Source organism: Rickettsia hoogstraalii (assembly GCF_000825685.1).
Taxonomy (GTDB): domain Bacteria; phylum Pseudomonadota; class Alphaproteobacteria; order Rickettsiales; family Rickettsiaceae; genus Rickettsia; species Rickettsia hoogstraalii.
Window position 1 is genome coordinate 1349024 of the sequence record NZ_CCXM01000001.1, and the last position, 25158, is coordinate 1374181.

The window sequence follows — 25158 nt, forward strand, 5'->3', positions numbered from 1 at the left end:
CCTTTTAAGCTTTATTTGAATAAAATCTTAATCTTAAAATATTTTTTTAAAGCTCGACTTATCTCGCTTTACCCTAGATTCCCGCCTACGCAGGAATGACATAAGTGAGCCGTGCAACAAACGCTAATTTTCCTCGCAATGATGGATAAACCTATCCATGCAACAACGCCAAAGCCTACGCGGTAATGATATAGAGTAAAAATAGTAAGGTATTATATCTTACTATCCGGTAATTTATTCTTTAATAAAAGAGGTAATTGCAGTAAAATAAATATAAAAGTAATAGGTATTACACCGAATACTTTAAATTTTACCCATGTTTCATCTGAGAAATTACGCCAAACTATTTCATTAACTACAGCCATAAAAAAGAAAAAAGCCGCTGTTCTATAGCTTAAAGTTATCCAGCTTTCTTCTTTAAGACGTACTATACTCTCTAAAGCATATTTGATAAAAGGATTTTTTCTTATACCGCTTATGAGAAATATTATTCCAAAAATAACATATAGTATAGTAGGTTTGATTTTTATATACATTGAATCGCCGCTAATTAAAGTAATGCTTCCCGAAACTAATAAAACAGTCGTAGAAATAATAGAAAGCTTGGATACTTTCTTATCGATAACATAACAAAGGGTAATACAAATAACAGAGGTAATAAGCATATAAAGAGTAGCGTTTTGTATACCGCCTCCATAAAAAAAGCCTGCAAAAAATGCTATTACCGGACCAATTTCTGATAAAAGTTTTAACATATTTAATTTAATTGTTCTCTTTGATAAAATTAATTTGATTCATTTTTTTGTACTGATATTAAGTTATTTTTGGAATATCTTAATTTTATTTGTATGAAAATATTTATCAGTAATATAGTAGTAAAATAGGCAAGTACTTGTAGCCCGTTAGGTCTTGCAATATAACCGGTAACAATATGTAAGATTTTACCTATCATACTTCTATCTGCTACTAACCATGAACTATCCCAAAGTTGATCGGATAAAAACATAACTAGACCGGAAGAGGTTAAAATACCTGCAGCACTTGCTGCAAATCCGCCTGCTATTAGCATTAATAATACAGTAGAGATTTTAAAAATATATTTTTGATTAGTAATCTTAATTAAACCGAAATATATTACTAAACCAAGTAAGAAGCCACTTGTAGCACCTATTATCACTCCTTGCAAGTAAATACTGCTTGATATTGTTTCAACTGAAGATATGCTATATACTAAAATAATAATTTCTGCACCTTCTCGTAATATGGTAGTGGCAACTAAAAAAAACAACATGAAATAACTGGCGTTACCTTCATGAATTTTTACTGATAAGTCGTTTATATGTTGCTTTACTTTTATACCGTAACCTTGCATCCATATTATTGTCCAGCTAATCAAAATTGTTATTAGTATCATAATTCCGGAATCGAATAGCTCGTCGCCTATTCCGCCAAAAGATAAAGATAATTTACGTGTAAAAAATGCAAAAATTGAAGCAAATACTACTCCAAGCATTACTCCGGCAATAATATAAAGACGAGATTTTTCTATTTGTTTTGTTACGGCGAGTATTACACCAAGTAATAAGGATATTTCTAAACATTCACGAAACACTACTAAAGCAATTTTAAACATATTTTTTATCTAATCATTAACAATTATAAGACCCTGAGCTGTATCTTGATGAAAATCCCCAAAAATTTCATATTTTCCAGGCTTAAGCGGTGCAAGTATAATATTGATTGACTCATTTGGCATAACTATTTTTTCACGATGTAAATCATGACTTTCAAACTCTTCTACCGTATCATCTTCATTATGAACAATTAACCTTATCTTAGTAGATTTTGGTACTTCAACTATATTCGGAACAAACTTATGATCTTTTATAGTTATCTTTACTTCTAATAGATTATTATTTGTTTTATTATCGGAACTCTTATTTGTAGAGATATAAATAATTACTGCTAAAAATATCAAACCTACTAGTACAATAATATTTTTGTTTTTTTTAATAATTTCCATACTAAACTCCTAGCTTAATTAAAGTTTAAAGTAAGATTCTTATATACTCATTTAATTTGAGTTTTAAATTTTTAATAATTACAAAATTTATCCTGCAATTTTTATTAATGCTATAAGATATACAATTATTATCATTATGACAAGGATAGATAATAAAATATAATTTTTTTGTTTTTTATTATCCGATATTTTATTTTGTTTCATATTTATTTAATTTTGTTTAAAGTCTCCTAGTTCAAGCAAAAGATATTCATTTATCGGTAATAATTCATGAGAAATAATTTTATTTATGTTAGAACCTAAAGCTTTAAATGTTTTGCCTTCGGCAATAACACTGCGTGTTCCAACCGTTACTTTACCTTGCAAGGCGTAAGAAAAAATTAAAGGATATGTAATATCGCCTATTTTCATATCTACTTGTTGTCCTTTTGCTTTAGAATCATATAGTATTTTACCGTTTGATAAGCGAGTAATTTTAGCATTAAAGCTTACTTTTTCACCGCATAATAAAGGAACACGATAAGCTATCTCATCGTCATAAATTTTAACTTCATTACTTTTAACAAAATTTTGCGGTAATATGGATTTTAAAATTACATTAACTTTATAATTATAAGCATCATCGAAGATAATATTATTACTATTATTAACGGCGTATTTTGCCGGAATAATAGCTTCTCGTGCTTCTCCTACCATCATACCGATTATTACATTATCTAAGCCAAGCATTACAGGAGCAGAGCCTAAAGTAAAAGTTTTAGTATCTTCAGATATTAAAGTATTGTTCATATCTGATATTTGATAAAATACGGTAACTACATGTCCGCAAGAAGCGGGACCGATATTACCGCTACCGAGCGTATTAATTTTGAACAGTGTTTTTACTAAATCCTTACGTACTTCAATAGTGTAATCATTAGGATTGATAGGTCCATTTAACGGTTGTAAAATATTTTCAAAAAATGCTTTCCCTTCTTCGGTTTTAAGAGCATTTATTACTATTTTTGAAACCGTACGTTCAAATAAATTACCGTTTAATGAAATAGGGGGTTCATTATTTATACTAGTTTGGTTTTCATCAGTAGATGAATTATTTGAAGCCGTTTGCTCTATAGTTGTAGGATTATTGTTGTCGGGAGATATTTTTAACTTTACTATATTGTAAAGTATTAGGATTACAATTATTAAAGATAAAAATTTTTGCATATATACTCGTTTAATTTGAAAAATTGGCTACGTCGTATTATAAGTCTGCGGTGCTCACGTAGTTTATCTACGTTCCGCTCCTTGCCTTATATACTCCTTGCTCTTTTCCAAATTAAACTTCGTCTATCCACTATGTCATTTATCAGGAGTATATGTTTTAGTACAACAAAGTTTACTATAACAATCAATTACTTAATAATCAAATGAGAATAAAAATAATTTGATTAATAAAAATAATTGATTTAAATTTAGATGCAGAATTTTATAAATATAGTGGTGAAAAGTGAAAAAATTTATATTTTGTTTTTTATGTTTATGGACATTAAACATATTTGCTGCTTCTAAAACTTACCCTAATAAGCTTAATCGTTGTAAAATTACTAGAAATATATTTAATGATTATGAACCGAAAGTTTTTGAGACTACTAATAATTTATTACGTAAAACAGGAAGATTATCAAAATTTTACGGTGAAAGGATATTAATTAAAGGAAAAATATTAGATCAAAATTGTGTGCCAGTTGCAGATGCTAAAGTTTATTTATGGCAAGTAGGAAGCGGAGGTAAATACCCTTATGAACCCTTAAAAACTAGAGTTGATAAAAGAAGGTTTACAAGTAAAAGCGATTCAAGCTTTACCGGTTCCGGTATTGCTACTACTAATAATAAAGGAGAATATTACTTTATTAGCATGTTGCCTTATAAATCTTCTCGTTATTTGAGAAGTGCAAACATAAGAATAGAACATCCCAGTCTTACTACTCTTGAAACACTCTTAGACTTATCTGATAAAAATATGTGTGATAATGAGTGCGGTGAAGTAAATCCGATATTGATCGAACCGCAAGAAAATATGCTGTCTTATTGTTTTGATTTAGTATTACAAGGTACGACGCTTAAGAGGTATTGATTGCAGTACGTCATTGCGAGCGACCATAGGGAGCGTGGCAATCTCAGGATACTTGACGAGATTGCCGCGTCGTTGCTAACGCAACTCCTCGCAATGACGTTTTGCCTCTTTCTCAGGTGCTTCTAAAGGTTTTTTTATACCACAACTACATAATGTAAGTGCTAATACGAATAAATAAAAAGTTTTCATTACTATAAATTATTATATGACCTTAAGAAATTATAATAAATATCTTATATATATTATAGTGTTTTTATTATCTATAATAATTTTTATTCCTAAAATTTATGCTAAGCATCAGGATAAATTAGAATTTTTAAGAGGTTCAAGCGTTCCTGATAATATAATTTTTTTTGATGAAGAAAAAAATCAATATTCTCTTGATCAGTTTGAAGGAAAGACTATATTGTTAGTGTTTTGGGCTACTTGGAGTGCTCCTTGTGTCAAAGAAATGCCTGACCTTGATATGTTGCAAAAAGATTTTAGGAAATTACCTTTTTCAGTAATTCCGATTTCAGAAGATTATCAAGACATAAAAGTTGTTAAAGAATATTTTAAAAGCTATCAAATAAGATATTTGCCGATTTATCATGATTATAGAAATGAATTATTTAAAGCCTTAGGGGTTGTTAGTTTACCGACTAGTATATTAATAGACCCAAACGGCAAAATAGTAACTAGCTTTGTCGGCAATACAAATTGGTATGACGAAAAAGTTAGAGATACTATTTTATCTGCCATTCCCGGAAATTATCCTGAACCTAAAAATAGTTATAACGAGCAATCTCTGAATAAACCGGCTAAGCCTTTGCCGCCAATAAAAAAGGATATAATTAAAAACGAGCAGAATAATGAATGAAGTAAATAAATCAACTATGGCGAATGCAGAATTTGATCAGATAATAACCAAACGGCAGATAAGTAAATTAGATCAATTATTTGCTTCGGTTTTTGGTGATTCTAAAGAGGTGATTGCCGTTTTACGCCTTAGCGGCGTTATCGGTAAAGTAAGTACTATGCAATCGGGTCTTACGTTAGAATCATTAAATGAACTAATAGAAAAAGCTTTTAAAATAAAGAAGTTAAAAGCATTATGTTTAATTATTAATTCTCCCGGCGGTTCTCCGGTACAATCTGAACTTATTGCGAAACGTATTCGTGACCTTGCTAAAGAAAATAAAATAAAAATTTATAGTTTTATTGAAGATATGGCGGCTTCAGGCGGATATTGGCTTGCTTGCAGCGGTGACCAGATATATGCTTCTTATAGTTCGGTTATAGGTAGTATCGGAGTAGTGTCAAGCGGATTCGGTTTCCATGAAGCGATTAATAAACTTGGAATAGAGCGTAGAGTTTATACGGAAGGAAAAAATAAAGCAATTTTAGATCCTTTTAAACCTATTAATAAAGAGGACCTTAAAATTATCAAAGATTTGCAAAAGCAGGTTTACGAGCATTTTGTAGAATATGTAAAAACAAGAAGAGTAGGGAAGTTAACACAGCAAGACGAGATTTTATTTAACGGTGAATTTTGGGCAGGACAAACGGCTCTTGATTACGGTTTAATTGACGGTATAGGTGATATGTATAGCATAATGAAAGAAAAATTCGGCGATAATATTAAGTTTCAATATCTGTGTGCTAAACAGTCTTGGCTTAAAAAGAAACTTGGCATGGGAAGTAAGATATTAACCGATAATCTTGCTAATTCTTTAATTGATGCGGTAGAAAATAAAATTATTAACGATAAATTTGATATAAAATAAATATACTCGATGAACTTGAAAAATTGGCGACAATGTCTTTGTAAGTCCTTGGATGCTTACGTACTTTTGTACGCTCCGCTCCTCGGCGTGCAAACTCCTTGCTCTTTTCCAAGTTGATCTTCGTATATCAACTCTTCACTTATGAGAAGTATTATGAATATAACGCAAGTTAAAATTAAGAAATTAGAAAATTTTTCAGGTAGTTTGCCAGAATATGCTACAGAGCATAGTGCGGGGATGGATTTAATAGCCGCAAATGAGCAACCTATAACAATAAAAGCAGGTGAAATACAGCTAATTCCAACCGGCATCGCTATAGCATTACCTGACTCATTTGAAGCACAGATAAGACCTCGTTCGGGTCTTGCCGTTAAACACGGTATTACGGTTGCTAATTCACCCGGTACTATTGATGCAGATTATCGAGGCGAAATAAAAGTGATTCTTATTAATCTCGGTAAAGAAGATTTCGTTATAGAAAAAGGGATGCGAATTGCTCAGATGATAATATCCAAGTACGAACGTATATTATGGGAAGAAAGTAGTAGCCTTACGGAAACGATGCGTGGTAGCGGTGGCTTTGGTTCTACGGGTGTTTAAGAGTTCTAAAAACGTCATTGCGAGTGGGTATTGCCCTAATCGTCATTGCGAGCGACCGTAGGGAGCGTGGCAATCTAGAAAAAGATTTAAAAAATTCTGTAAATTAGAATTTTTAACTGGATTGCTTCGTCGAATTACTACGTAATTCTTCTCGCAATGACGGAAAATCGGTCCACGCAACAAGACCTCCTCGCAATGATGACTCCAGTATCCATGCAATAAATCATAAAACTTATGAAAATCACAATAAAATTATTAACTTCTATATTTTTGTTAGCTTTGAACTGGATCCCGTGGTCAAGCCACGGGATGACAACTGGGGTAAATTCTGATTCTGTAGATAATGTTAAGCAAGTTTTTACCTATATTGATCAAAAAAATTGGTCACAAGCTGAAGATTTAGCTCTAGAGGTAAATAGTAAAGTTTTAACAAAAATTGTACTTTCTCAGAAATATTTAGATAATAAATATTCAGATAATAGTTTTGAACATGTAATAAGATTTTTACGCAATAACCCGGATTGGCCTCAAAATAAGCTGCTTGAAGAAAGAGCGGAAGAATATCTAGATAATAATACAAATAAAAAAGTAATTTTTGATTGGTTTAGTAAACATCCTCCTATTACAGGCAAAGGTTATAAATTTTATGCGGCAGCTGCAAGTAGTTTAATCAAAGAGCAGAAGATATTACTACCTATTATTAAGGAAGCTTGGGTATATGCCAATTTCACTCCTGAAGAAGAAAATGCATATTACAATAAGTGGCATAAATATTTAACGGCAAATGATCATTTAGAGCGAATAGAAGAGCATTTATGGAAAAATGACGTTAGGTCCGCTGAGCAATCCCTAAAATACGTTGATCAAGGTTATCGTAATTCTTTTAAAGCGCAAATTGCGATTATAGGTAAATCGCCAAATGCTGAAAAGCTTTTTAAAAGTGTTCCTGAAAAATACTATAGTTCCGGTTTATTATATCGTTATTTAGATTTTAAAAAAATGCAAAAGCCGACAAAGGAAGTTATTACTTTGTTTAAGAAAGCTAAAAATAACCGTAAACATTTTGCTAAATGGTGTCGTATTCAATCCTATTATGCTCGTGAATTCATCGATTACAAAGATTTTGCTAATAGTTATAGAATGGCAACGCTTCCTTTTGCTACTTGTCCTGAAACTATAAGGGAGCAGGAGTGGCTTGCAGGTTGGCTTTCTTTAAGCTTTTTAAAAAAGCCTGATCAAGCATTAGTACATTTTAATAAGTTTATCAAAGTTGTTAAAACCTCAATTAGTTTGGCACGTGGATTTTATTGGCTCGGTCGTACTTATGAAGCAAAAGGCGATAAGCAAACGGCTAGAAAATTTTACGAGCAGGCAGCCAAATATTCTTTTACCTTTTATGGGCAGGTAGCAAATATTGAATTAAATAGGACAAAATTAGTTTTACCTCCTATTCCCGTAATAACTTCTGAAGAAAAGAAAAATATCGAAAATAAAGAGATTATCAAAGCAATAAGGTTACTGGTTAAATATAACAAAAACCACTTAGCTATGATATATTCTAAAGAAGCAATTAAAAATACTAAAAATCCTGCAGAAATTCAAATAATTGCGAATATTATTAAAGCAAATAATAATACTAATCATATGGTTGAGGTGGCAAAAATTGCTGCCCAAAATAACGCTTTTATTCCGGATTGTGCTTTTCCAACGCCTTATAATCTAGGAGGTTTGCCTATCCCACCTCATTTAACTTATGGAATAATTAGACAAGAATCGGTCTTTGACCATAGGGCCGTGAGTTATGCAAATGCCATGGGGCTGATGCAGCTTATTAAGGGTACTGCTTGTGATACCGCAAAATCTATAAATATGAAATGTAATGTAGCAGATTTAACTAGGAATCCGGTATATAATATTAAACTTGGTTCGCATCATTTCAAAAAATTATTAGATGATCATAAAGGTTCTTATATTCTATCCATTGCTTCTTATAATGCCGGAAGTCATAACGTAGTAAAATGGATAGATAGGTTTGGTGATCCAAGGGATATAAAAGATACAAGAAAAGTTATTGACTGGATAGAACTTATACCTTATCGAGAAACAAGAGATTACGTTCAAAGAGTACTTGAAAATGTTCAGATTTATAGGGTAATCTTAAATAAGAATAGTAACTTGTACTTTAAGCGTGACTTACATGCTTGTGATATAGTAAAAAGTTAATTTTTATTAGTGTTTTATTTTGACATATAGTAATATATAAGTATGATATAGAAACTAATTAACAATATGAATTAAGGAGGAGAGTAATATGAATTAAGGAGGAGAGTATGAAAAAATTAGAGCAACACTTTAAGAAACAGCGTAATGATACCGATACTCAAATAAAGAAATATAAAAAAGATCTTGATGTAATCGGCATTAGATATGGCCATAAATCTGCACATGTTGAAGTTCCAAATCATGCTACCGGCGGGTTTGAATATTTTAAATGGGATTGGATGACAAGCACTACGAGTAGTCATTCAGAAATAGTACAAATATTTAAGAAAATAGTAAGAACTTTAAAAGAAGCTAAAAATAACCCAGCCCAGTATGAAAACTTAGTATCTAACTTGGATGCTAGTACCAAAAATGCACTTGATGTTAATATTAAGAAGCATAATATTACTGTACCGACACAAGACACTAATAAGGTAATATCAGAAATATTATCAGGAATGCAAACATGGCTAGATACAAAAAGTCATATCCCTATGGACCTTAAACAAAAATTCTTAGAGTTAGGTTCTAATAATTTAGAAGAGTTTATAGAAAGTGCTTTTAATAAATTTAACAATAAGTGGATAGTTAAAGAATTTATTGATAATGCTTTTGTACCACCTAGAGAGGAAAGTAACAAATATCTAGCTGATAGTGGTTGTGATTCAGCTGAGCAGCTATGGACTAAAATGGAAAATCTTAGAATAAGCGATGATTCAAATAAAGCTACAACCTCTCAGGCTTCATCAGAGAGTATAAATTCTAGTGACTTTAAAGGTAACACGTCAGATGAAGATTCTGATGATGATATAGAGGTTATATCACAATTACTAGAATCTAAAGTAACGCTTAATAATGGTGCTGAATTTGGAGTTAAGTCTATTCTGAAATGTCTATCTGATAAAGGTTTTATGGATATGATTTTAAAAGAAGGGCCATATAATACTCGTGAACCGCTAGAAAAAGAAATAGCATTACAGCTTGTATATAATAATATACAGATAATATACAGGAAGGTCGTGTCGATAAATCAAGCACTGTTAATGTAATTAACTCTTTTGGTAATGCATCAACCTTATTAGGTTGGTTTGTAGAATATAGTGACCTTACTATTTAAGAAATAAAAGTTAAAGAAGTGGAGCTTACCGGCGGTGCTTCTTATTTAGAATAGTTTCTTAAGGTTACTCTATTTCCTATGTCGTTCCTGTTTCTTATGTCATTCCCGCGTAAGCGGGAATCCAGTAAAACCTATAAAAACATGTTTTTTATAAATTTATTTTATCGAGTATTTACTATTATTAGATTATTTTTTCTGGATTCCCGCTTTTGCGGGAATGACACAAGAAAATACAAGAATAACATAATTATTTTCTTTCTAATACTATCCTTCTCAATCCCTGCTTTTTCTGCTGCTACTAACCTAAAAAATATCCCTATTACTGTTGTTGCTCCGGCAACAGGTGCTGATAATAAGACTTTATCGGATTTAAAAAATATTAATGGATTAAATTTACAAATTCCTTCTAAATGTTTTGCTAAAGGTAAGCTACCCTTTCTTGCAAGTAGCGATGAAGTAAGATTTAATTGCCTGCGGGATGCATTATTTGATGAGTCTGATAATGTAGTATGGAGTTTACGAGGTGGTTATGGCTCTGCTAGAATAATTCCAGGTTTACTAAAGCTATCAAAACCAAATAAAGAGAAATTCTTTATAGGATATAGCGATATAACGGCTTTACATCTTTTTCTATCACAAGAATGGGGATGGAAAACTATTCACGGCAGTAATATAGCTGATTTATTAAAACCTGATAAAGAACAAAGTAATTTTACCAAGCTTGCTGAAATATTAAAAGGTAAGGTAAAGCAGGTTACTATAGATAATTTGAGTCCGCTTAACGATATAGTAAAATCAAGTGATCTTGTTAACGGTAAACTAACAGGCGGTAACTTAACTATGGTGCAGACTAGTATAGGAACGAGTTGGCAAATAAAGACTAAAGGCAAAATTCTTTTTTTAGAAGATGTGAATGTAGCTCCTTTTAGATTAGATCGTGAGCTTTTACACTTAAAGCAAGCAGGGTTACTTGAGGATGTTAAGGCTATAATATTTGGTTCATTTGGTAAAGATCTTGACGCCACAATGTTAGTGCTTCGTAATTTTGCAGATAATTTAAATATTCCGGTATTTAAAACAAATAGATTCGGTCATGAAAAAATTAATGATCCGATTATTTATAATACAGATAGTAAGATTATCATGGGGAAGAATAAAGGATTTAAGTTAGTGATGGGGTTGTAAGATTCATTGTTAGCAGTACCTAATCCGTCATTGCGAGCGACCGTAGGGAGCGTGGCAATCTCAGGACTTTGACACGAGATTGCTTCGTCAATTGCTATGCAATTTCCTCGCAATGACGGCTGTTATAATTAACTCTGCCTAATCAAATGCAAATAATCATTATATTTTGATAAATTCAAATCATAAGAAAAAGACTTATTTGTAACGTAATATTCAAGTAATTTTACTAATCCTGCTTTATGTTTATTTAAAGTCTCGATGCTTAAAGCTATTTCTGTTGTTTGCACATAAGGTTCGGTACTGGTTATTTTTACATAGGCAATGGTGATTGGATTCCCGCTTTCGCGGGAATGACATAAAAGAGGCTGGGAATGACATTCCAGGAATCCGTTTTCTAGCAACATTAAACTTTCTATAATAAGTTGCGGAGAGAGTCCTAGTTCTATTTCCTTTTTAGTTGGGATAGTACCGGTTTTATAATCCAGTATAGTTATATTATTTGATTTACTTATTTCAATTCGGTCAGCTATACCGATTATTTTTATATCTTGACCTGCAATATTTAGTCGTAATTCCCCTTTAGTTTCAAAATAGATTTCTTTGCAGTTTTTTCGGCGTTCTATATCAAATAAAATAAAAGCTTTGCTGAAAGCCGTGAGTTTTATTTGCCAAGTTTTTTTTGTGTAGCTTGGTAAAATAGTGCCATATAAAATATGATTACCGATATTTATTAAAGCATTTTGTTTATCAAGCAAATTTAAATTAATAAATTGTTTGTCGTAATTTTTAGAATATTCCTCTAAAACTTTATGAATAAAATTACCAAAATCCGATATTTTAGGCTCTTCCCATATATTATCTTTTTTACGTAGTCCAAGGATTTTCTTAGCATAAAAACCGTATGGATTTCTTATTAATGTTTCTATGTCGGTTACTGATAAAATGCTTGGGAAAGAGTGGCTATGTGCTGTGGACTCGTCCCCTATGTCATCTTTCCTTATGTCATTCCCGCGTAGGCGGGAATCCATGTCTAGGTGGATTCCTGCTTCCGTAGGAATGACATAATAGGGGGCAGGAATGACATCCTGTAATTTCAAAAATAAATTACTCGGCACTGACAACTTACCATCATATTTTTTAGCGTTTAGTATAATTACTTGTTTATTTTGTAGAAATAAATTGAAGTAATCTGAATATAGAGTAGGGGCGATTTCCTCGTAATCTATATTTAGTATCTGCAAGGCTTTCTTGCTAAGCCATGGGTGAGCTTTAGTGGTAGGTGTCCAGTTTTCACTATTAAAATGCGGTAATATAATTAAGTCGAATGCACATAATGCTAGATCTTCAGGTCGTCCTATAATAATACTAGCAGAGTCGGTATTTTTATAATATTTGATATTAGAGAGTAAAAAAGAAAAAATTTTAGGAAAATCCTTTTTATCCGTTGAATTTATATATTTGCTATATGCAGTTAAATTTGTTAAAAACTCAAATAGTTCTGCTCCTCCTTCTTTTTCCCAAATAGTAGGCAAAAGTTTTTCAGCTATTTCTTTAGTTAAGATCAGTATATCTAGTATATTATGCGGGTTATCGGTAAATAAAATATCTATTAAGTTATGGCAATATTCTTTTGTATCCTCGTTATCAAATTGTAATTGCAATAAATATTTAGGCGAGGATGTAAAACGGTTTTTATTAGATAGCATTAACTCTAACTTCTGCACAGCGTCATTCACAAAGCTTGATACAAGCGAATTTTTTGAATCAAGCCTTTGCTCACGTACTATTGTACGCTCCGCAGGCTTGCTCTTAAATTCATCTTGTCTGAAGCTTCGTGAATTTAGCTGTTCTATAGGACGATTAATTAAAGGATTTTTAAGTAATAAAAATAGGAGTTTTAAATCAAAATTATTACATAATATTTTAATAATGGAAGTTAGTAATTCACCTATATTAGTAAGCCTTAAGTCATTACCTAGTAGATCTTCGTATCTGTCTAAAAAATTGCAATATACTCTTTTAAGTTTATTATTATTTGTAATGATTGCTATTCGTTTATCTTTATTACGGCTACATATATAAGCTATTTGTTTAGCCTCTTCATAAATGTCATTAGGTTCATAATAAGATATACCATCGCTAATCTGCTTGGAGGCTGGATTATAGTGAATTATGTAATTCTTTAATTCTTCTTCAAATCTTTTTAAAAAAACATTAGGCTTGAACATTCTGGCGAGTATTATTTGCTTATTCCTATTCTTTATTCTTATTATTTCTTCTTGTAATAGCTTCAATTTATAAGCTGCTTTAGTTTGTTTTTGAGTAAACGATATTTCTTCTTGCCATCTTAAAAAGCAATATTCTAGAAATTTATAAATCTTTTGCCAATAGTTAGAATTGTTATAGACTTCAATTAATTTTATATCGATATTATTGATTATAAGATCATTAAACAATTTTCTTAGAATTTCTGCAGCTTTTAATGATTCATTTTTATTAAATTGTAAGTCTTTATATTCTGTAATTATTTTTGATATAATAAAAAGTTCTTCTATTTTAGATATATAATCCGAATCGGTTTTTTTTGAAATAAGAGAATTAAAAGGAATAATGATAGGTAACTTAATTTTATATTTATCGGCCAAAATTTTCTTTAATTCTAGGCATGAGAAATTATTAGGCAATATTATTTGAACTTCTGTACCTTTCTCTAATTTATCAATGATATACTCAGCAAATATCTCTAAATAAGCCATAAATATTTATTTTATGCTTAGTATAACACATTTGTAAAATGAAACAAATATTGTTAAAAATCATAATTCATGATAATAACCCTTGATTATTAATTTTTATTAACTATTGTGCATAAATCATTAACTAAAATTAAGGAATATATAATATGCCTAATATAACATATATATTAGAGACACAAGAGAAAGGTAAACATTTAGTTTTAAATAAAGAAATCTTATCTAAGCTATCTAAAGGTAAAATTAAAGGTTTGGCAGCTAAAATTTTTAATAATGATTTATATTGGAAACCTAATGATTCTAATACTGTTATTTTAGATGGGGATATGTATATAGCAATTACCGAATTATTATATATAGCTAGTGGAATTAATTTAAATAAGTTCAAGGGTTTTATTAATTCTCTAATATCCTTAAAGGACATACATCCTACTTCACCTATTCCTTACGGTGCTGCAATGTTAGAATCTGCTAAAGAAAAAATATTACAAACTATTAATGTTAGTAATATATTATCTGTTTTAGTATATAATCCATCGGAATTATTAAATTCTAAATATGAAAAATATATAGTAGATGTAAAAGATTTAGCATTAAAAAGATTTTGCTTTTTAGTAGCAAATAATGAAAAGTTTGAAATATCTGAAGATTTAGAAGCAGAACTTTTATTATCGGAAACAAATAATGAAAAGCTTGAAATATCTAAAGACTCAGAAGCAGCAACTTTGTTATTAGAAGCAGAAGGTTTATTAAAGGTTATTAGTTTTAATAATAGCAATGATGATATTTACGATAATTTTAAAAAATATTTGATAAAAGAATGTGAAACTTATGAAAATTTTAAGAAAATATTAGATGCTTTTAGTGATAAAATAGCTAGAATAATTCAATTTAAAGATGGAATTAGTGTCTAAGCTTTTAGATTGGGGAAAAAATTTTGAAGATAATGTAGATATATTAACTAACGAAATTGAAAAATTATTAAATCCAAGCCTTAAAGATGTTTTACCTAAAAGTGTTTTTCTAAGTTTAACTAGTGACAACAAAGAAGAAAAAATTAATGAAAATGATAAGAAATTACTAGAGAATAATTTAAAATTCTTTACTGCTTCAAGTCTATTTCAAGTTCCTGAATATGATAAATTAAATCAAGAAATATTTGAAAATTCTATTGCGTATTATAAAAATAACCAAGATGCTCTAGTACCGAATTTAGTATTGTTAAAAACTGCAAATGATGAAGTAAAGTTTTCTAAAATAAAAGATATTTTAAATAATCATTATATAAAAGCTAAATCAACAGTGGGAGCTTGTTTGAATGTCATTTTAGATGGGCAGAAATATTTAAAAAGTTTAGAAATAGCAGATTTAGATATAACATTAGACAAGCAAAATTTAGTAGATAAATTACCTCTATTAACAGATAAAATAAAAGAAAGCTTACATAGTTCTGAGGTAGAAAATGTTAAAAATATTACTTTATTATGTAAGGAGGTAAAAGATTTTTTAAATATTTCTCCTATTGCTTCTGTATTTGAAGAATATGATAATAACTATCAAGCACTTGAATCCGAGGTAAGTAATACTGAAAAAGTTTTAGGCGAGATAGGTATAGAATGGAGTTTTAGTTAATATTGTAAAAGCTAGTATGCTTTTATGTACTAACTTTTACGAGTTCTTTAAATAATTCTAAATCTACTCCATTATCGTTAAGATATTCAGGATGCCATTGAATGCCGATAACAAATTTATGTTTTGTTGATTCAATGGCTTCAATTATTCCGTCTTCTGCTTTTGCAGATATTATAAGATCGTTACCGAGTTGTTTAACTGCCTGATGATGAGTCGAATTAACCATAGTTTGTAGCCGGTTATTAGCTATTTTAGCAAGCTGAGTATTTGCTTCTATATTAATTGCATGCGAAACTATGTTTTTAGGAGGAAGCTGTGTATGATTAATTACAGTGTCAATATAATCAGGAATATGTTTAATAAGCGTGCCCTTAAAAATAACGTTTAATAACTGCATACCTCGGCATATTCCTAAAACCGGAATACCTCTCTCTAATGCTTTCTTTAAAACTAATATCTCAAAATTATCACGTTCTTCATTAGAAATTACTACATCTTCGGCGTATTCCGGCTCATAAAATTTAGGATGTATGTCCTCATCACCTCCTGGAATTACAACACCGTCAACAAGTTCCATAAGCTGATTTATTGTATCACTTTGATAAGGTAATAATAGCGGTACACCACCGGCTGCAATAATCGTATCGGTATAGTTTCTTCGCAAGGCGTACCATGGAAAAGCAGCGTAACTATATTTTTCACAATTTTGAGCTAAATCAGGTGTAACACCTATTATCGGTTTTTTATGCATTTTATTATCGTTTTATTATTTTTCTTTCAGCTATATCATTAAGTTGTCATTGCGAGCAGTCGTAGACTGCGTGGCAATCTCATGAAATAATAACAAACTCCTGAGATTGCCGCGTCGTTGCTAACGCAACTCCTCGCAATGACCACTTGGCATCCACCAAAGCCGCCATTACCCCTCAATATGTGGTGGTGTTTCAAAAGTATGGAACGGTGGCGGTGAGGTAAGTGTCCACTCAAGCGTATCAGCACCGTCACCCCAAGGATTGTTAGGACAATCTTTTCCGTATTTTAGCGTATAGAAAACGATAAATACAAAATAAAGAGCAGCAAACATAGAGATACCTGCTCCTATCGACGAAACCATATTCCAGCCGGCGAAAGCTTCAGGGTAGTCCGGTATTCTTCTTGGCATGCCCGCAAGACCTAAGAAATGCTGCGGGAAGAAAGTTAAATTAACACCAATAAATGTAGTCCAAAAATGGATTTTGCCTAAAATTTCCGGATATTGTTTACCGGATATTTTGCCGAACCAGTAATAAAATCCTGCAAATGCCGTAAATAAAGCACCGAGCGACATTGTATAATGGAAATGTGCCACAACATAATATGTATCATGCAGAACTCTATCAAGTGCCGAATTTGATAGGATTATGCCGGTTACGCCGCCAATCGTGAATAATATAATAAATCCTATTGAAAATAGCATAGGAGTCGGGAATGTAATAGAGCCACCCCACATAGTCGCTATCCAACTAAATATTTTAATGCCCGTCGGAACTGCTATAATCATTGTTCCGGCAGTGAAATATATAAGTGCATTATAAGAAAGACCAACAGTAAACATATGGTGAGCCCATACGATAAACCCGACGAATCCGATTATTATCATAGCTCCGACCATTCCTTGATAGCCAAATATTGGTTTGCGTGAAAAAGTTGAGATAACCTGGCTAACTATACCAAAGCCCGGAAGTATTACGATATATACTTCAGGATGACCGAAAAACCAAAATAGATGCTGAAATAATACGGGATCACCGCCGCCGTCCGGTTTAAAGAAATTAGTTCCAAAGTTACGGTCGGTAAGCAGCATAGTTATAGCTCCGCCAAGTACCGGCATGGCTAAGATTATAAGGAATGCAGTAACTAATATAGACCAAACGAATAACGGCATCTTGAAAAGCCCCATGCCCGGAGCTCTCATATTAAATATAGTAACGATTAAATTAATTGATCCGAGGATTGACGATAGACCGGTTAAATGTAAGCTGAAAATAGCCATATCGACTGCTGCACCGGGATGACCGCTTAAATTACTTAAAGGAGGGTAGAGCGTCCAGCCCGTTCCAGGACCGCCGTCAACAAAAGCAGAACCCATAAGTAAGAGAAAGGCAGGAACTAACAGCCAAAAACTGATATTGTTAAGGCGTGGAAATGCCATATCAGGAGCCCCTATTAATAGAGGTACGAAATAGTTACCAAAACCACCGAACAAAGCCGGCATAATCATAAAGAATACCATAATAACTGCATGTGTGGTAATAAGCACGTTATATAGCTGGAAATCGTGATTTAAGAAAGTGCCGCCGGGCATTGCAAGCTCTAACCTAAAGAGAAGAGAAAATAACCCTCCGACAATTCCGGCAAAAACGGCAAATATGATATACATAATGCCGATATCTTTATGATTGGTAGAAAAAAGCCACCGCCTCCAACCGTGTGGGGTATGGTGGTCATTGTGATAAATTTCGGTAGTAGTTATATCCATAATTATTATTTTGCCTGTTTTAATTTTTCACTTTGTTTGTTCTTGTATGCAATTATGTCATTGTTGTTTGGCTCTAAAAAAGTGCTGTATGTCATTCCTGCAAAAGCAGGAATCCAGGCTTTTCTTTGTCATGCTAAACAAGTTTGCCGTATCTCTCTCTTAATTAGTAGATACTGAAATAAATTCAAGATGACTATAAATTTTTCTGGATTCCCGTTTTCACGGGAATGACATAAAAAATATTGTATTATTTTCCCTAAAAATCAGGAATGTTATACTTAATCTTTTCCCTTTTAAGGTTATTTAAGTGTAATTTTAGTATTTTCTCGAGTTTAATTTGATCTTTTGGTTTATTTTAGTTATTACGTAATTTACAAATGTTGATGCTATTAGATGAACATAAGAATATTTTTTTAAAAATGTAATTGCTTTCATACGTAATTTCGGTATTACAATTGCTATATCCTGCAAAAGTGATTCAGCATATAGATATTCACATTTTGTTCCCATTCCCATAGAATAACTTAAATATTTTCTGATAAAAGGTAACACGGTCTTAAACTCTATTTTTCTGAACCTAAAGACTATATAGGTAAGTCCTTTAAAAGCTGCTATATTTATTTCCTCACTTTCATTTTTTCTAAGAAAATATAAACAAACTTCTAAAGCTTTCTGATAATTTAATGAATTTTGACAGAAGCTTAAAATAAACTCTTTTTTTTCTTCTTCATTATTTAAAGAATAGATTAAACCTTTATCGGTAAATATTTTTAATTTTTTACCAGTAAAAAAATCAACTCCATTTTCAACATATGCTAAGTAAATTTTTCTTTTTAGTCTTGGTACATAACCTAATATCTCTCAATAAACTAAAAGTTTCTCCATAAATGCGTTTATTACTGCTTTTCAAGTTTTCAAATAATAATGGTAATATTAAATCCTCTTTAATATTATAAAATCTACGTACTAAAAAACCTAAAGTTTGAATTGCTGCAGCTTGCGATAATTCTTCCAGATTCCTTAAATTTTTAGCAAGATAATCTATTGCATAGTCATAATCTTCATAACGCCCTACATATATAAGATAAAAAAAGTTTTTTTCCACTCAGACCAATCAGCTACATCAGGATGATTTTTATATTCTTCCTCACTCATTATCATATAATTAGTTAGCCGCCAATTTTGGATTCTCGCCATTCATGGCCGTCTTGTTCTTGCTTGCAATCCAATTGTCGAAATCCTCTTTGCTTACTACTTCTATAGCAATCGGCATGAAGCCGTGATTGATGCCGCATAGTTCGGAGCATTGCCCGTAATATACACCTTTCTTGGCAACTCTTGTCCATGTTTCGTTAATTCTTCCAGGCACTGCATCTATTTTAAACCCAAGTGACGGAACGGCAAAACTATGTATTACGTCACCTGCGGTAATGAGAAACCTTACGGTAGCATTTTCAGGGATAACAATTCGATTATCAACGTCTAATAATCTTTTTTGGTCAGGTTTTAAATTCTCATCAGAGATCATTACGCTATCAAATTCTAAATTATCATGATCAGGATATATATAATGCCAATACCATTGATAACCTACTACTTTAATAGTTAAATCTGTTTCGGGTATTTTTTCGGCATGACGCAATATTCTAAAAGACGGCACTGCAATAATAACTAAAATTATAATAGGTATTACAGTCCAAATTATTTCTATTAAAACATTATGTGAAAATTTTGCCGGTACTGGATTATTTTTTGCATTAAATCTGATACATACAAAGCCGAGTAATCCGGCAACGAATAAAACAATAGCTGTTGAGATATAAAGCAGAAAATTATGAAAATGATGTAATTCCTCCATAATCGGGCTTGCCGGCGGCTGGAACGTTACCTGCCAAGGTAACGGCTCGGAGGCAAAGCAGCTACTACTAACAATTAAAAAACAAATTAAAGCAATAGACATCTTCCAAAACTTCGCTTCTAGAGGTAATTTATACATCGAGCCTAGACTCGCATCTGCACGATTGCTTATGTATGCTGCGGTGCGAAGTGAAGTGTCTCCTTTAAATTCCTCTCTATAAGCTGGTTTGGAAAGATGTCTAATAATATTTTTCATAGCACATATAAAGTTATTTCTATATATAATATAAATGTATATACAGTTTTATTAAAGTAAAAATAGATAAATTTTTGTAAAAACTATATATTTTTAATAATATTTGAGCTAGAAAGTGTGCCTATATTAGGATGTTGCAGTAAGTCAATAACTTCTATTACTTTCGCATTTATTAATTTTGCTTGAATTTGTTTATTTATTAACTGAGGATCGTGCTTTGTTACAGCGATTACAGAAGGACAAATATTTTGCACTAACCGAGCGTAATCATTAAAATCTTTTAGTTTAGGTAATATAAGTACTTTATCAACAAATGTGAAAGAACTTAAAATTTTTGCTCGTTGTAATTGACTATGAATAGGTTGACGTTTTTTATATTTAATAATTGTTTCATCCGGCTCTAAAGCAACGATTAAGTATTTACCTTGTTTTTTAGCTTTGCATAGAAATTCTATATGACCGTAATGTAATAAATCAAAACAACCGCCTACTAGAACTATTTCACTATTTATAGGACAGTTTTTATTTAAAGAAATATTCTCATAATATTCTATTTTGGGCAATTTGACAGCATTATGGTTAGATGAGCAGGACATAAGTTAATAAAAATTAACTTATATAAAAAATTTAATTTTAATCAATAAAAAACTAATAAAACAGAAATAAAACAGAAATAAAACAAAATTTTACAATTTTCTATTGTAATTTGTTTGTATATTGTATATAATTCATATTATTATTAGTAATGAAAAATTGATTCAAATTCTTCAGAGCAATTTTAATGAATGATACAGCACTATCTTATGATTTTAATGACATATTACCATCATCTTTTATTAGTGCAAGTCTCAGGAAAATTCTCACCTCTTCCTCCTTATTATTATTTATAGCATTAGTTGTTTTTGTCTCTTTTGCCGTTAATAATTATGTTAACGACACTTTATCCATAACTTTAGTACAACCTGATAGTAGTGAAGAAGAAACAATTTCATTTAAAGAAGTAGTAGTAAAAAAAGGCGATACTATAAAGTCAATTTTGATAGAACAACATATCCCTAAAAATGAAATAGAAAAAATTGTAAGTTTAATAAAAGAAGGAAAATTATCTTCTGCTCTTAAAATAGGGCAGCAAATTACTTTTGAATATGAAACAAAAATTACCGAAAACGAAGATGAAGGTTTAACTTCAGAGGTAACATTCTTAAATAAAATCGTTATAATTATCGATAAGCTAAAAACTATTGAAGTAATTAGAGAAGGTGATAATTTTAAAGTTGAAGAAATTATAGTACCTTTAAGTAAAAAAGTTGCTAAATCGTCGGTAAGTATTGAATCAAATTTTATGTCAGCCCTTAAAAAACTAGGTTTATCGAATAATAGTATAATAGAGCTGATTAATGCTTATGCTTATCAAATCGATTTTCAGCGTCAAATAAAAAGCGGAGATACCGCAACCGTAATAACGGAAAAATACGTAACGGAAGACGGTAAATTTTCTCACCACGGTAAAATTCTATATGTTTCATTAAATCTTTCAGGGAAAGAATATAATATATATCGTTATTCTCATGACAATAATGCAAATAATCATGCATTTTTTTCCGAAGATGGTAAAAGCGTAAAAAGAAGCTTACTTAAAACTCCGCTAAAAGTTATAAAAGTTTCTTCACATTACGGTAATAGAAAGCATCCGATACTCGGTTATACTAAAATGCATAAGGGAGTTGACTTTGCAGCTCCAACCGGTACGCCTATATATTCCGCAGGAAACGGAGTTATAACGGAGATAGGTTGGAAGTCAGGTTATGGAAAATTTATTCAGGTAAAACATAGTGGTACGCTATCTACTGCTTATGCTCATGCTTCAAATTTTGCAAAAAATTTAAAAGTGGGAAGCATAGTAAAACAGGGGCAGGTTATAGCATATGTCGGAAGTACCGGCAGAGCTAGCGGACCACATTTGCATTATGAAGTTAAAATTGACGGCAAACATGTTAATCCTATGTCGGTTAAAACAACACCGGGTGTAGAATTAAACGGAAAAAATTTAGAGAAATTTAAACAATTTAAAAAAGAAATAAAAACTTTAAATGTTAAGCTTGATAAGGAATTGCAAGCCGGTAAAGCAGTTGAAACTTCTTTGTAGGATAGTCGTCATTGCGAGCGACTGAAGGCGTTGCTCGCGTGGATCGATTTTCCGTCATTGCGAGAAGAATTACATAGTAATTCGACGAAGCAATCCAGTTAAAAATTCTGATTTACAGAATTTTTTTTATTTGTTTTTCTGGATTGCCACGTCGCTTCGCTCCTCGCAATGACGATTCGGTATCCGCACAACAAAGCTTACAGCTGTTTGCAACGACGATTCTAGTATTCAACTCATTCACAAAACATCTATGTTCCTACTCCTAAAAAAACTATATATAACATTGGCTCGTAGTAGTCGTATAATAATAACCTTAGTGATTATTGATCAGTTAAGTAAATGGTGGTTTATTGATAATTTGAGATGGAAACCAGGCTTAATGCTCAAGGTTACTTCTTTCTTAAATATGGTTTATACTTGGAATTACGGTATTAGTTTTGGTCTAATGCGTGAATATTATCAATATAGCAATGCTATTTTTTTAATAACTAACACGCTTATTGTCTGTTATTTATATTATTTGATGATATTTTCAAAAACAATAGGGAGTTTTGCAGGTTATAGCTTTGTAATCGGCGGAGCTGTTGGTAATCTAATTGATAGATTTTTTAGAGGAGCAGTTTTTGACTTCATCCATTTTCATTATCAGAATTATAGCTTCCCCGTATTTAATTTAGCTGATTGCTTTATTACAATAGGAGTAATTATCCTAATAGAAGATTATTATAGTACTAAAAAAGTTATTGAAGAAAAGGCTAAAGGGAATTATGATAATGCTCAAATTGAAGCTATGGCTGAAAAAATTCGTAATGTCGAACAAGGCAATGACGATAAAATATAATTTTAATTAAAGGTGTATTAAGTGAAAAAGATTTTTTTATTATTTACTGTTTTATTAATTACTTCTGCTTGTAGTAAAAAGTTAAAAGAAACTGTAGGTATATCAACAGCCGGACCTAATGAGTATCAAGTACAGCGTGCTAAAGCACTAGAAGTTCCGCCTCATTATTATTTACCTGATCCTGGGAATAGTAAAACAACTTACAGTAAGGTAAAAGGACAAGATGAATTTAATGAAGGTGAACAAGCCTTAATGCAGGACATGAATTAAGAATTGTGTCATCCCGTGGCTTGACCAGCGTTGTTGCATGGCTCGTTTTATGTCATTCCCGCGTAGGCGGGAATCCACTTTGTCATCCCGCGACTTGATCGCGGGATCCAGCTTTAAATACTAATAGCTATTAGTATTTAAAATTGTTTTTATGGACCCCGTGGTCGAGCCACGGGGTGACAGTAAAGGTTACTGGATTTCCGCTTTCTCGGGAATGAAATAAAACGAGCCATGCAACAACGCTGGTCAAGCCACGGGATGACAGTTTCTCGCTCACCCCTTCAATTACAAAATCATGAATTCTCATACAAAACAAAAAATAGGTGTTTTTGGGCTTGGTAAAACCGGTATATCGGTTTATGAAGAGCTGCAAGGTAAATGTGACGTAATTGTTTATGACGATCTAAAAGCAAATAGAGATATATTTGAAGAATTATATATAGTCAAATCATTTGACTATAGTAAAACCGCTATTGCTGCTTTATCTGATTCAAGATGGCAAAATTTAGATAAAATTGTCTTAAGCCCTGGAATTCCTTTAACGCATAAGATAGTAGGTATTGCAAAAAATTTTAATATTCCAATCATTTCCGATATAGATTTATTATTTGAAAAATCAAAAAATTTAAACTTTATCGCCGTAACTGGTACAAACGGTAAAAGTACTACTACTGCTTTAATAAGCCATATCTTAAATAGTAACGGTTTAGACTATCCGGTTGCCGGTAATATTGGAGTTCCTGCTTTGCAAGCTAAAGCAAGTAAGGATGGATATATACTTGAATTGTCTTCTTTTCAGCTAGATCTAGTAAAAACCTTTACAGCTAAAATAGCTGTGCTTCTTAATATAACTCCCGACCATTTGGATAGACATCAAGACATGACCGGTTATATTGCAGCAAAATCTAAGATTTTTGATCGAATGGATATAGATAGTTATGCAGTAATTAATATTGATAATGATTATTGTCGTGAAATTTTTATAACATTGCAGCAGGAGCAGCGTATAAAACTAATTCCTTTTTCGGTTACTAAAATTCTTGAAAACGGCATTTCGGTAGTTGATGATAAAATTAACGATAATTTTTTTGATAATATAAGTTCAGAAAGCTTTAGACAAGATGAATTTCAAGGCAAGCCTGCGGAGCGTATAAAAATATGTGAGCACAGGCGAGGCCTGCAAAATTCGCTTGTATCAAGTTTTCTGAATTATGCTGTACCTTTTAATAAAAATTTGCAAGGAGCTCATAATTATGAGAATATTGCTGCAAGCTATGCAGTAGCTAAAATAATAGGAGTAGAGTCTAAAAAAATACTTGAGTCTATAAGTAGTTTTCAAAGTTTACCTCATAGAATGCAATATATCGGTAGTATAAATAATATAAGTTTTTATAATGATAGTAAAGCAACAAATGCCATATCTGCCGTACAATCAATTAAAGCACTAGATAATATTTACTGGCTTGCGGGAGGAATCCCTAAAGAGGGCGGTATTGAGGAAATAAAGCCTTATTTCAGTAAAATTAAGAAAGCTTATTTTTATGGTCAAGCTAAAGAAATATTTGCAAATACTGCTAAGAATATAGTAGATTTTGTAATATGTGATAATCTTGAGCAGGCTTTTGATCTGGCTTATAAGGATGCAGTAGGTGATAACGCGGAGGTAAAAAATATCTTGTTAGCACCTAGTTGTAGCTCATATGATCAGTTTAAAAATTTTAAAGAGCGTGGCGAGTTGTTTATAAAGTTATCCAAACGTCATTGCGAGGAAATTACAAAGTAATTGACGAAGCAATCTCAGGATATTTGATGAGAT

The 25158-nt window shown here is 31.5% G+C and carries 26 protein-coding genes and 1 pseudogene; 13 read left to right on the top strand and 14 right to left on the bottom strand.

The window, feature by feature from the left end:
- Positions 1-212 precede the first annotated feature (212 nt).
- From BN1174_RS07005 to BN1174_RS07020, 4 genes are all read right to left on the bottom strand, one after another.
- Positions 213-755: a septation protein A gene (locus tag BN1174_RS07005; RefSeq protein WP_040257605.1), complete on the bottom strand. Its 543-nt coding sequence runs from the start codon at positions 753-755 to the stop codon at positions 213-215.
- Between the two features lie 29 nt (positions 756-784).
- A complete protein-coding gene (locus tag BN1174_RS07010; protein WP_040257607.1) occupies positions 785-1633 on the bottom strand; it encodes an FTR1 family protein in 849 nt (282 codons plus the stop codon).
- A gap of 9 nt (positions 1634-1642) precedes the next feature.
- Entirely contained in the window at positions 1643-2023 is a 381-nt protein-coding gene (locus tag BN1174_RS07015; protein WP_040257609.1) for a cupredoxin domain-containing protein, read from the bottom strand.
- 210 nt (positions 2024-2233) lie between these two features.
- Entirely contained in the window at positions 2234-3229 is a 996-nt protein-coding gene (locus tag BN1174_RS07020; RefSeq protein ID WP_040257612.1) for an FKBP-type peptidyl-prolyl cis-trans isomerase, read from the bottom strand.
- 283 nt (positions 3230-3512) lie between these two features.
- Between BN1174_RS07020 and BN1174_RS07025 the strand changes: the two genes are divergently transcribed.
- The 4 genes from BN1174_RS07025 to dut all read left to right on the top strand — a co-directional run bounded on the left by BN1174_RS07025 (position 3513) and on the right by dut (position 6505).
- Positions 3513-4139, top strand: coding sequence for a dioxygenase family protein (locus BN1174_RS07025; RefSeq protein ID WP_040257614.1), 627 nt, complete (start codon positions 3513-3515; stop codon positions 4137-4139).
- A gap of 205 nt (positions 4140-4344) precedes the next feature.
- Positions 4345-4998, top strand: coding sequence for a TlpA disulfide reductase family protein (locus tag BN1174_RS07030; RefSeq protein WP_040257616.1), 654 nt, complete (start codon positions 4345-4347; stop codon positions 4996-4998).
- Positions 4991-5905 carry a S49 family peptidase gene (locus tag BN1174_RS07035; RefSeq protein ID WP_040257618.1) on the top strand — a complete coding sequence of 305 codons (915 nt, stop codon included), beginning with the start codon at positions 4991-4993 and terminating at the stop codon, positions 5903-5905. Before BN1174_RS07030 ends, BN1174_RS07035 begins: the two co-directional genes overlap by 8 nt.
- A gap of 153 nt (positions 5906-6058) precedes the next feature.
- Positions 6059-6505, top strand: coding sequence for a dUTP diphosphatase (gene dut, locus BN1174_RS07040; RefSeq protein WP_040257620.1), 447 nt, complete (start codon positions 6059-6061; stop codon positions 6503-6505).
- Between the two features lie 42 nt (positions 6506-6547).
- Here the strand turns inward: dut and BN1174_RS10315 are convergent, their stop codons facing one another.
- On the bottom strand, positions 6548-6724 hold the full coding sequence (locus BN1174_RS10315) for a hypothetical protein (protein WP_197062061.1): 177 nt from the start codon (positions 6722-6724) through the stop codon (positions 6548-6550).
- 15 nt (positions 6725-6739) lie between these two features.
- Between BN1174_RS10315 and BN1174_RS07045 the strand changes: the two genes are divergently transcribed.
- From BN1174_RS07045 to BN1174_RS07055, 3 genes and pseudogenes are all read left to right on the top strand, one after another.
- A complete protein-coding gene (locus BN1174_RS07045; RefSeq protein ID WP_040257623.1) occupies positions 6740-8728 on the top strand; it encodes a lytic transglycosylase domain-containing protein in 1989 nt (662 codons plus the stop codon).
- Positions 8729-8835: 107 nt separating this feature from the next.
- Positions 8836-9884 (top strand): annotated as a pseudogene (locus BN1174_RS07050) (hypothetical protein).
- 96 nt (positions 9885-9980) lie between these two features.
- Positions 9981-11069: an LD-carboxypeptidase gene (locus BN1174_RS07055; protein ID WP_231555842.1), complete on the top strand. Its 1089-nt coding sequence runs from the start codon at positions 9981-9983 to the stop codon at positions 11067-11069.
- Here BN1174_RS07055 and BN1174_RS10320 read toward each other — a convergent pair.
- Both BN1174_RS10320 and BN1174_RS07060 read right to left on the bottom strand, forming a co-directional pair.
- Positions 11003-11182: a hypothetical protein gene (locus BN1174_RS10320; protein ID WP_156138540.1), complete on the bottom strand. Its 180-nt coding sequence runs from the start codon at positions 11180-11182 to the stop codon at positions 11003-11005. The genes BN1174_RS07055 and BN1174_RS10320 overlap by 67 nt on opposite strands.
- 15 nt (positions 11183-11197) lie before the next feature.
- The gene (locus BN1174_RS07060; protein ID WP_040257625.1) at positions 11198-13825 is read right to left on the bottom strand and encodes a palindromic element RPE3 domain-containing protein; all 2628 of its coding nucleotides are present in this window, start codon (positions 13823-13825) and stop codon (positions 11198-11200) included.
- A 146-nt stretch (positions 13826-13971) separates the two neighbouring features.
- Between BN1174_RS07060 and BN1174_RS07970 the strand changes: the two genes are divergently transcribed.
- The gene (locus BN1174_RS07970; protein ID WP_052454756.1) at positions 13972-14736 is read left to right on the top strand and encodes a hypothetical protein; all 765 of its coding nucleotides are present in this window, start codon (positions 13972-13974) and stop codon (positions 14734-14736) included.
- Positions 14729-15454: a hypothetical protein gene (locus BN1174_RS07975; RefSeq protein ID WP_156138541.1), complete on the top strand. Its 726-nt coding sequence runs from the start codon at positions 14729-14731 to the stop codon at positions 15452-15454. Before BN1174_RS07970 ends, BN1174_RS07975 begins: the two co-directional genes overlap by 8 nt.
- A gap of 22 nt (positions 15455-15476) precedes the next feature.
- On the opposite strand, the gene BN1174_RS07070 is transcribed toward BN1174_RS07975, so the two are convergent.
- From BN1174_RS07070 to BN1174_RS07090, 6 genes are all read right to left on the bottom strand, one after another.
- Positions 15477-16205, bottom strand: coding sequence for a gamma-glutamyl-gamma-aminobutyrate hydrolase family protein (locus BN1174_RS07070; protein ID WP_040257627.1), 729 nt, complete (start codon positions 16203-16205; stop codon positions 15477-15479).
- Positions 16206-16243: 38 nt separating this feature from the next.
- On the bottom strand, positions 16244-16384 hold the full coding sequence (locus BN1174_RS10325; RefSeq protein WP_231555843.1) for a hypothetical protein: 141 nt from the start codon (positions 16382-16384) through the stop codon (positions 16244-16246).
- Positions 16374-17972: a cytochrome c oxidase subunit I gene (gene ctaD / locus BN1174_RS07075; protein ID WP_040257629.1), complete on the bottom strand. Its 1599-nt coding sequence runs from the start codon at positions 17970-17972 to the stop codon at positions 16374-16376. The genes BN1174_RS10325 and ctaD overlap by 11 nt, the downstream gene beginning before the upstream one ends.
- Before the next feature lie 805 nt (positions 17973-18777).
- Entirely contained in the window at positions 18778-19077 is a 300-nt protein-coding gene (locus BN1174_RS11980; RefSeq protein ID WP_231555844.1) for a hypothetical protein, read from the bottom strand.
- 60 nt (positions 19078-19137) lie between these two features.
- Entirely contained in the window at positions 19138-20085 is a 948-nt protein-coding gene (gene coxB, locus BN1174_RS07085; RefSeq protein ID WP_040257632.1) for a cytochrome c oxidase subunit II, read from the bottom strand.
- An 83-nt stretch (positions 20086-20168) separates the two neighbouring features.
- The gene (locus tag BN1174_RS07090) at positions 20169-20681 is read right to left on the bottom strand and encodes an FAD synthase family protein (protein WP_052454758.1); all 513 of its coding nucleotides are present in this window, start codon (positions 20679-20681) and stop codon (positions 20169-20171) included.
- Between the two features lie 185 nt (positions 20682-20866).
- On the opposite strand from BN1174_RS07090, the gene BN1174_RS07095 reads away from it, so the two are divergent.
- Positions 20867-22231 (top strand): M23 family metallopeptidase, encoded by a 1365-nt coding sequence (locus BN1174_RS07095; RefSeq protein WP_040257635.1) that lies wholly within the window; start codon positions 20867-20869, stop codon positions 22229-22231.
- Between the two features lie 112 nt (positions 22232-22343).
- On the opposite strand, the gene BN1174_RS12400 is transcribed toward BN1174_RS07095, so the two are convergent.
- Positions 22344-22472 (bottom strand): hypothetical protein, encoded by a 129-nt coding sequence (locus tag BN1174_RS12400; RefSeq protein ID WP_269379092.1) that lies wholly within the window; start codon positions 22470-22472, stop codon positions 22344-22346.
- Between the two features lie 9 nt (positions 22473-22481).
- Between BN1174_RS12400 and lspA the strand changes: the two genes are divergently transcribed.
- From lspA to murD, 3 genes are all read left to right on the top strand, one after another.
- Positions 22482-23072, top strand: coding sequence for a signal peptidase II (gene lspA, locus BN1174_RS07100; RefSeq protein ID WP_040257637.1), 591 nt, complete (start codon positions 22482-22484; stop codon positions 23070-23072).
- Between the two features lie 21 nt (positions 23073-23093).
- Positions 23094-23342: a DUF3035 domain-containing protein gene (locus BN1174_RS07105; RefSeq protein WP_040257639.1), complete on the top strand. Its 249-nt coding sequence runs from the start codon at positions 23094-23096 to the stop codon at positions 23340-23342.
- Between the two features lie 295 nt (positions 23343-23637).
- Entirely contained in the window at positions 23638-25125 is a 1488-nt protein-coding gene (murD, locus tag BN1174_RS07110) for a UDP-N-acetylmuramoyl-L-alanine--D-glutamate ligase (RefSeq protein WP_040257641.1), read from the top strand.
- Positions 25126-25158: the final 33 nt, after the last annotated feature.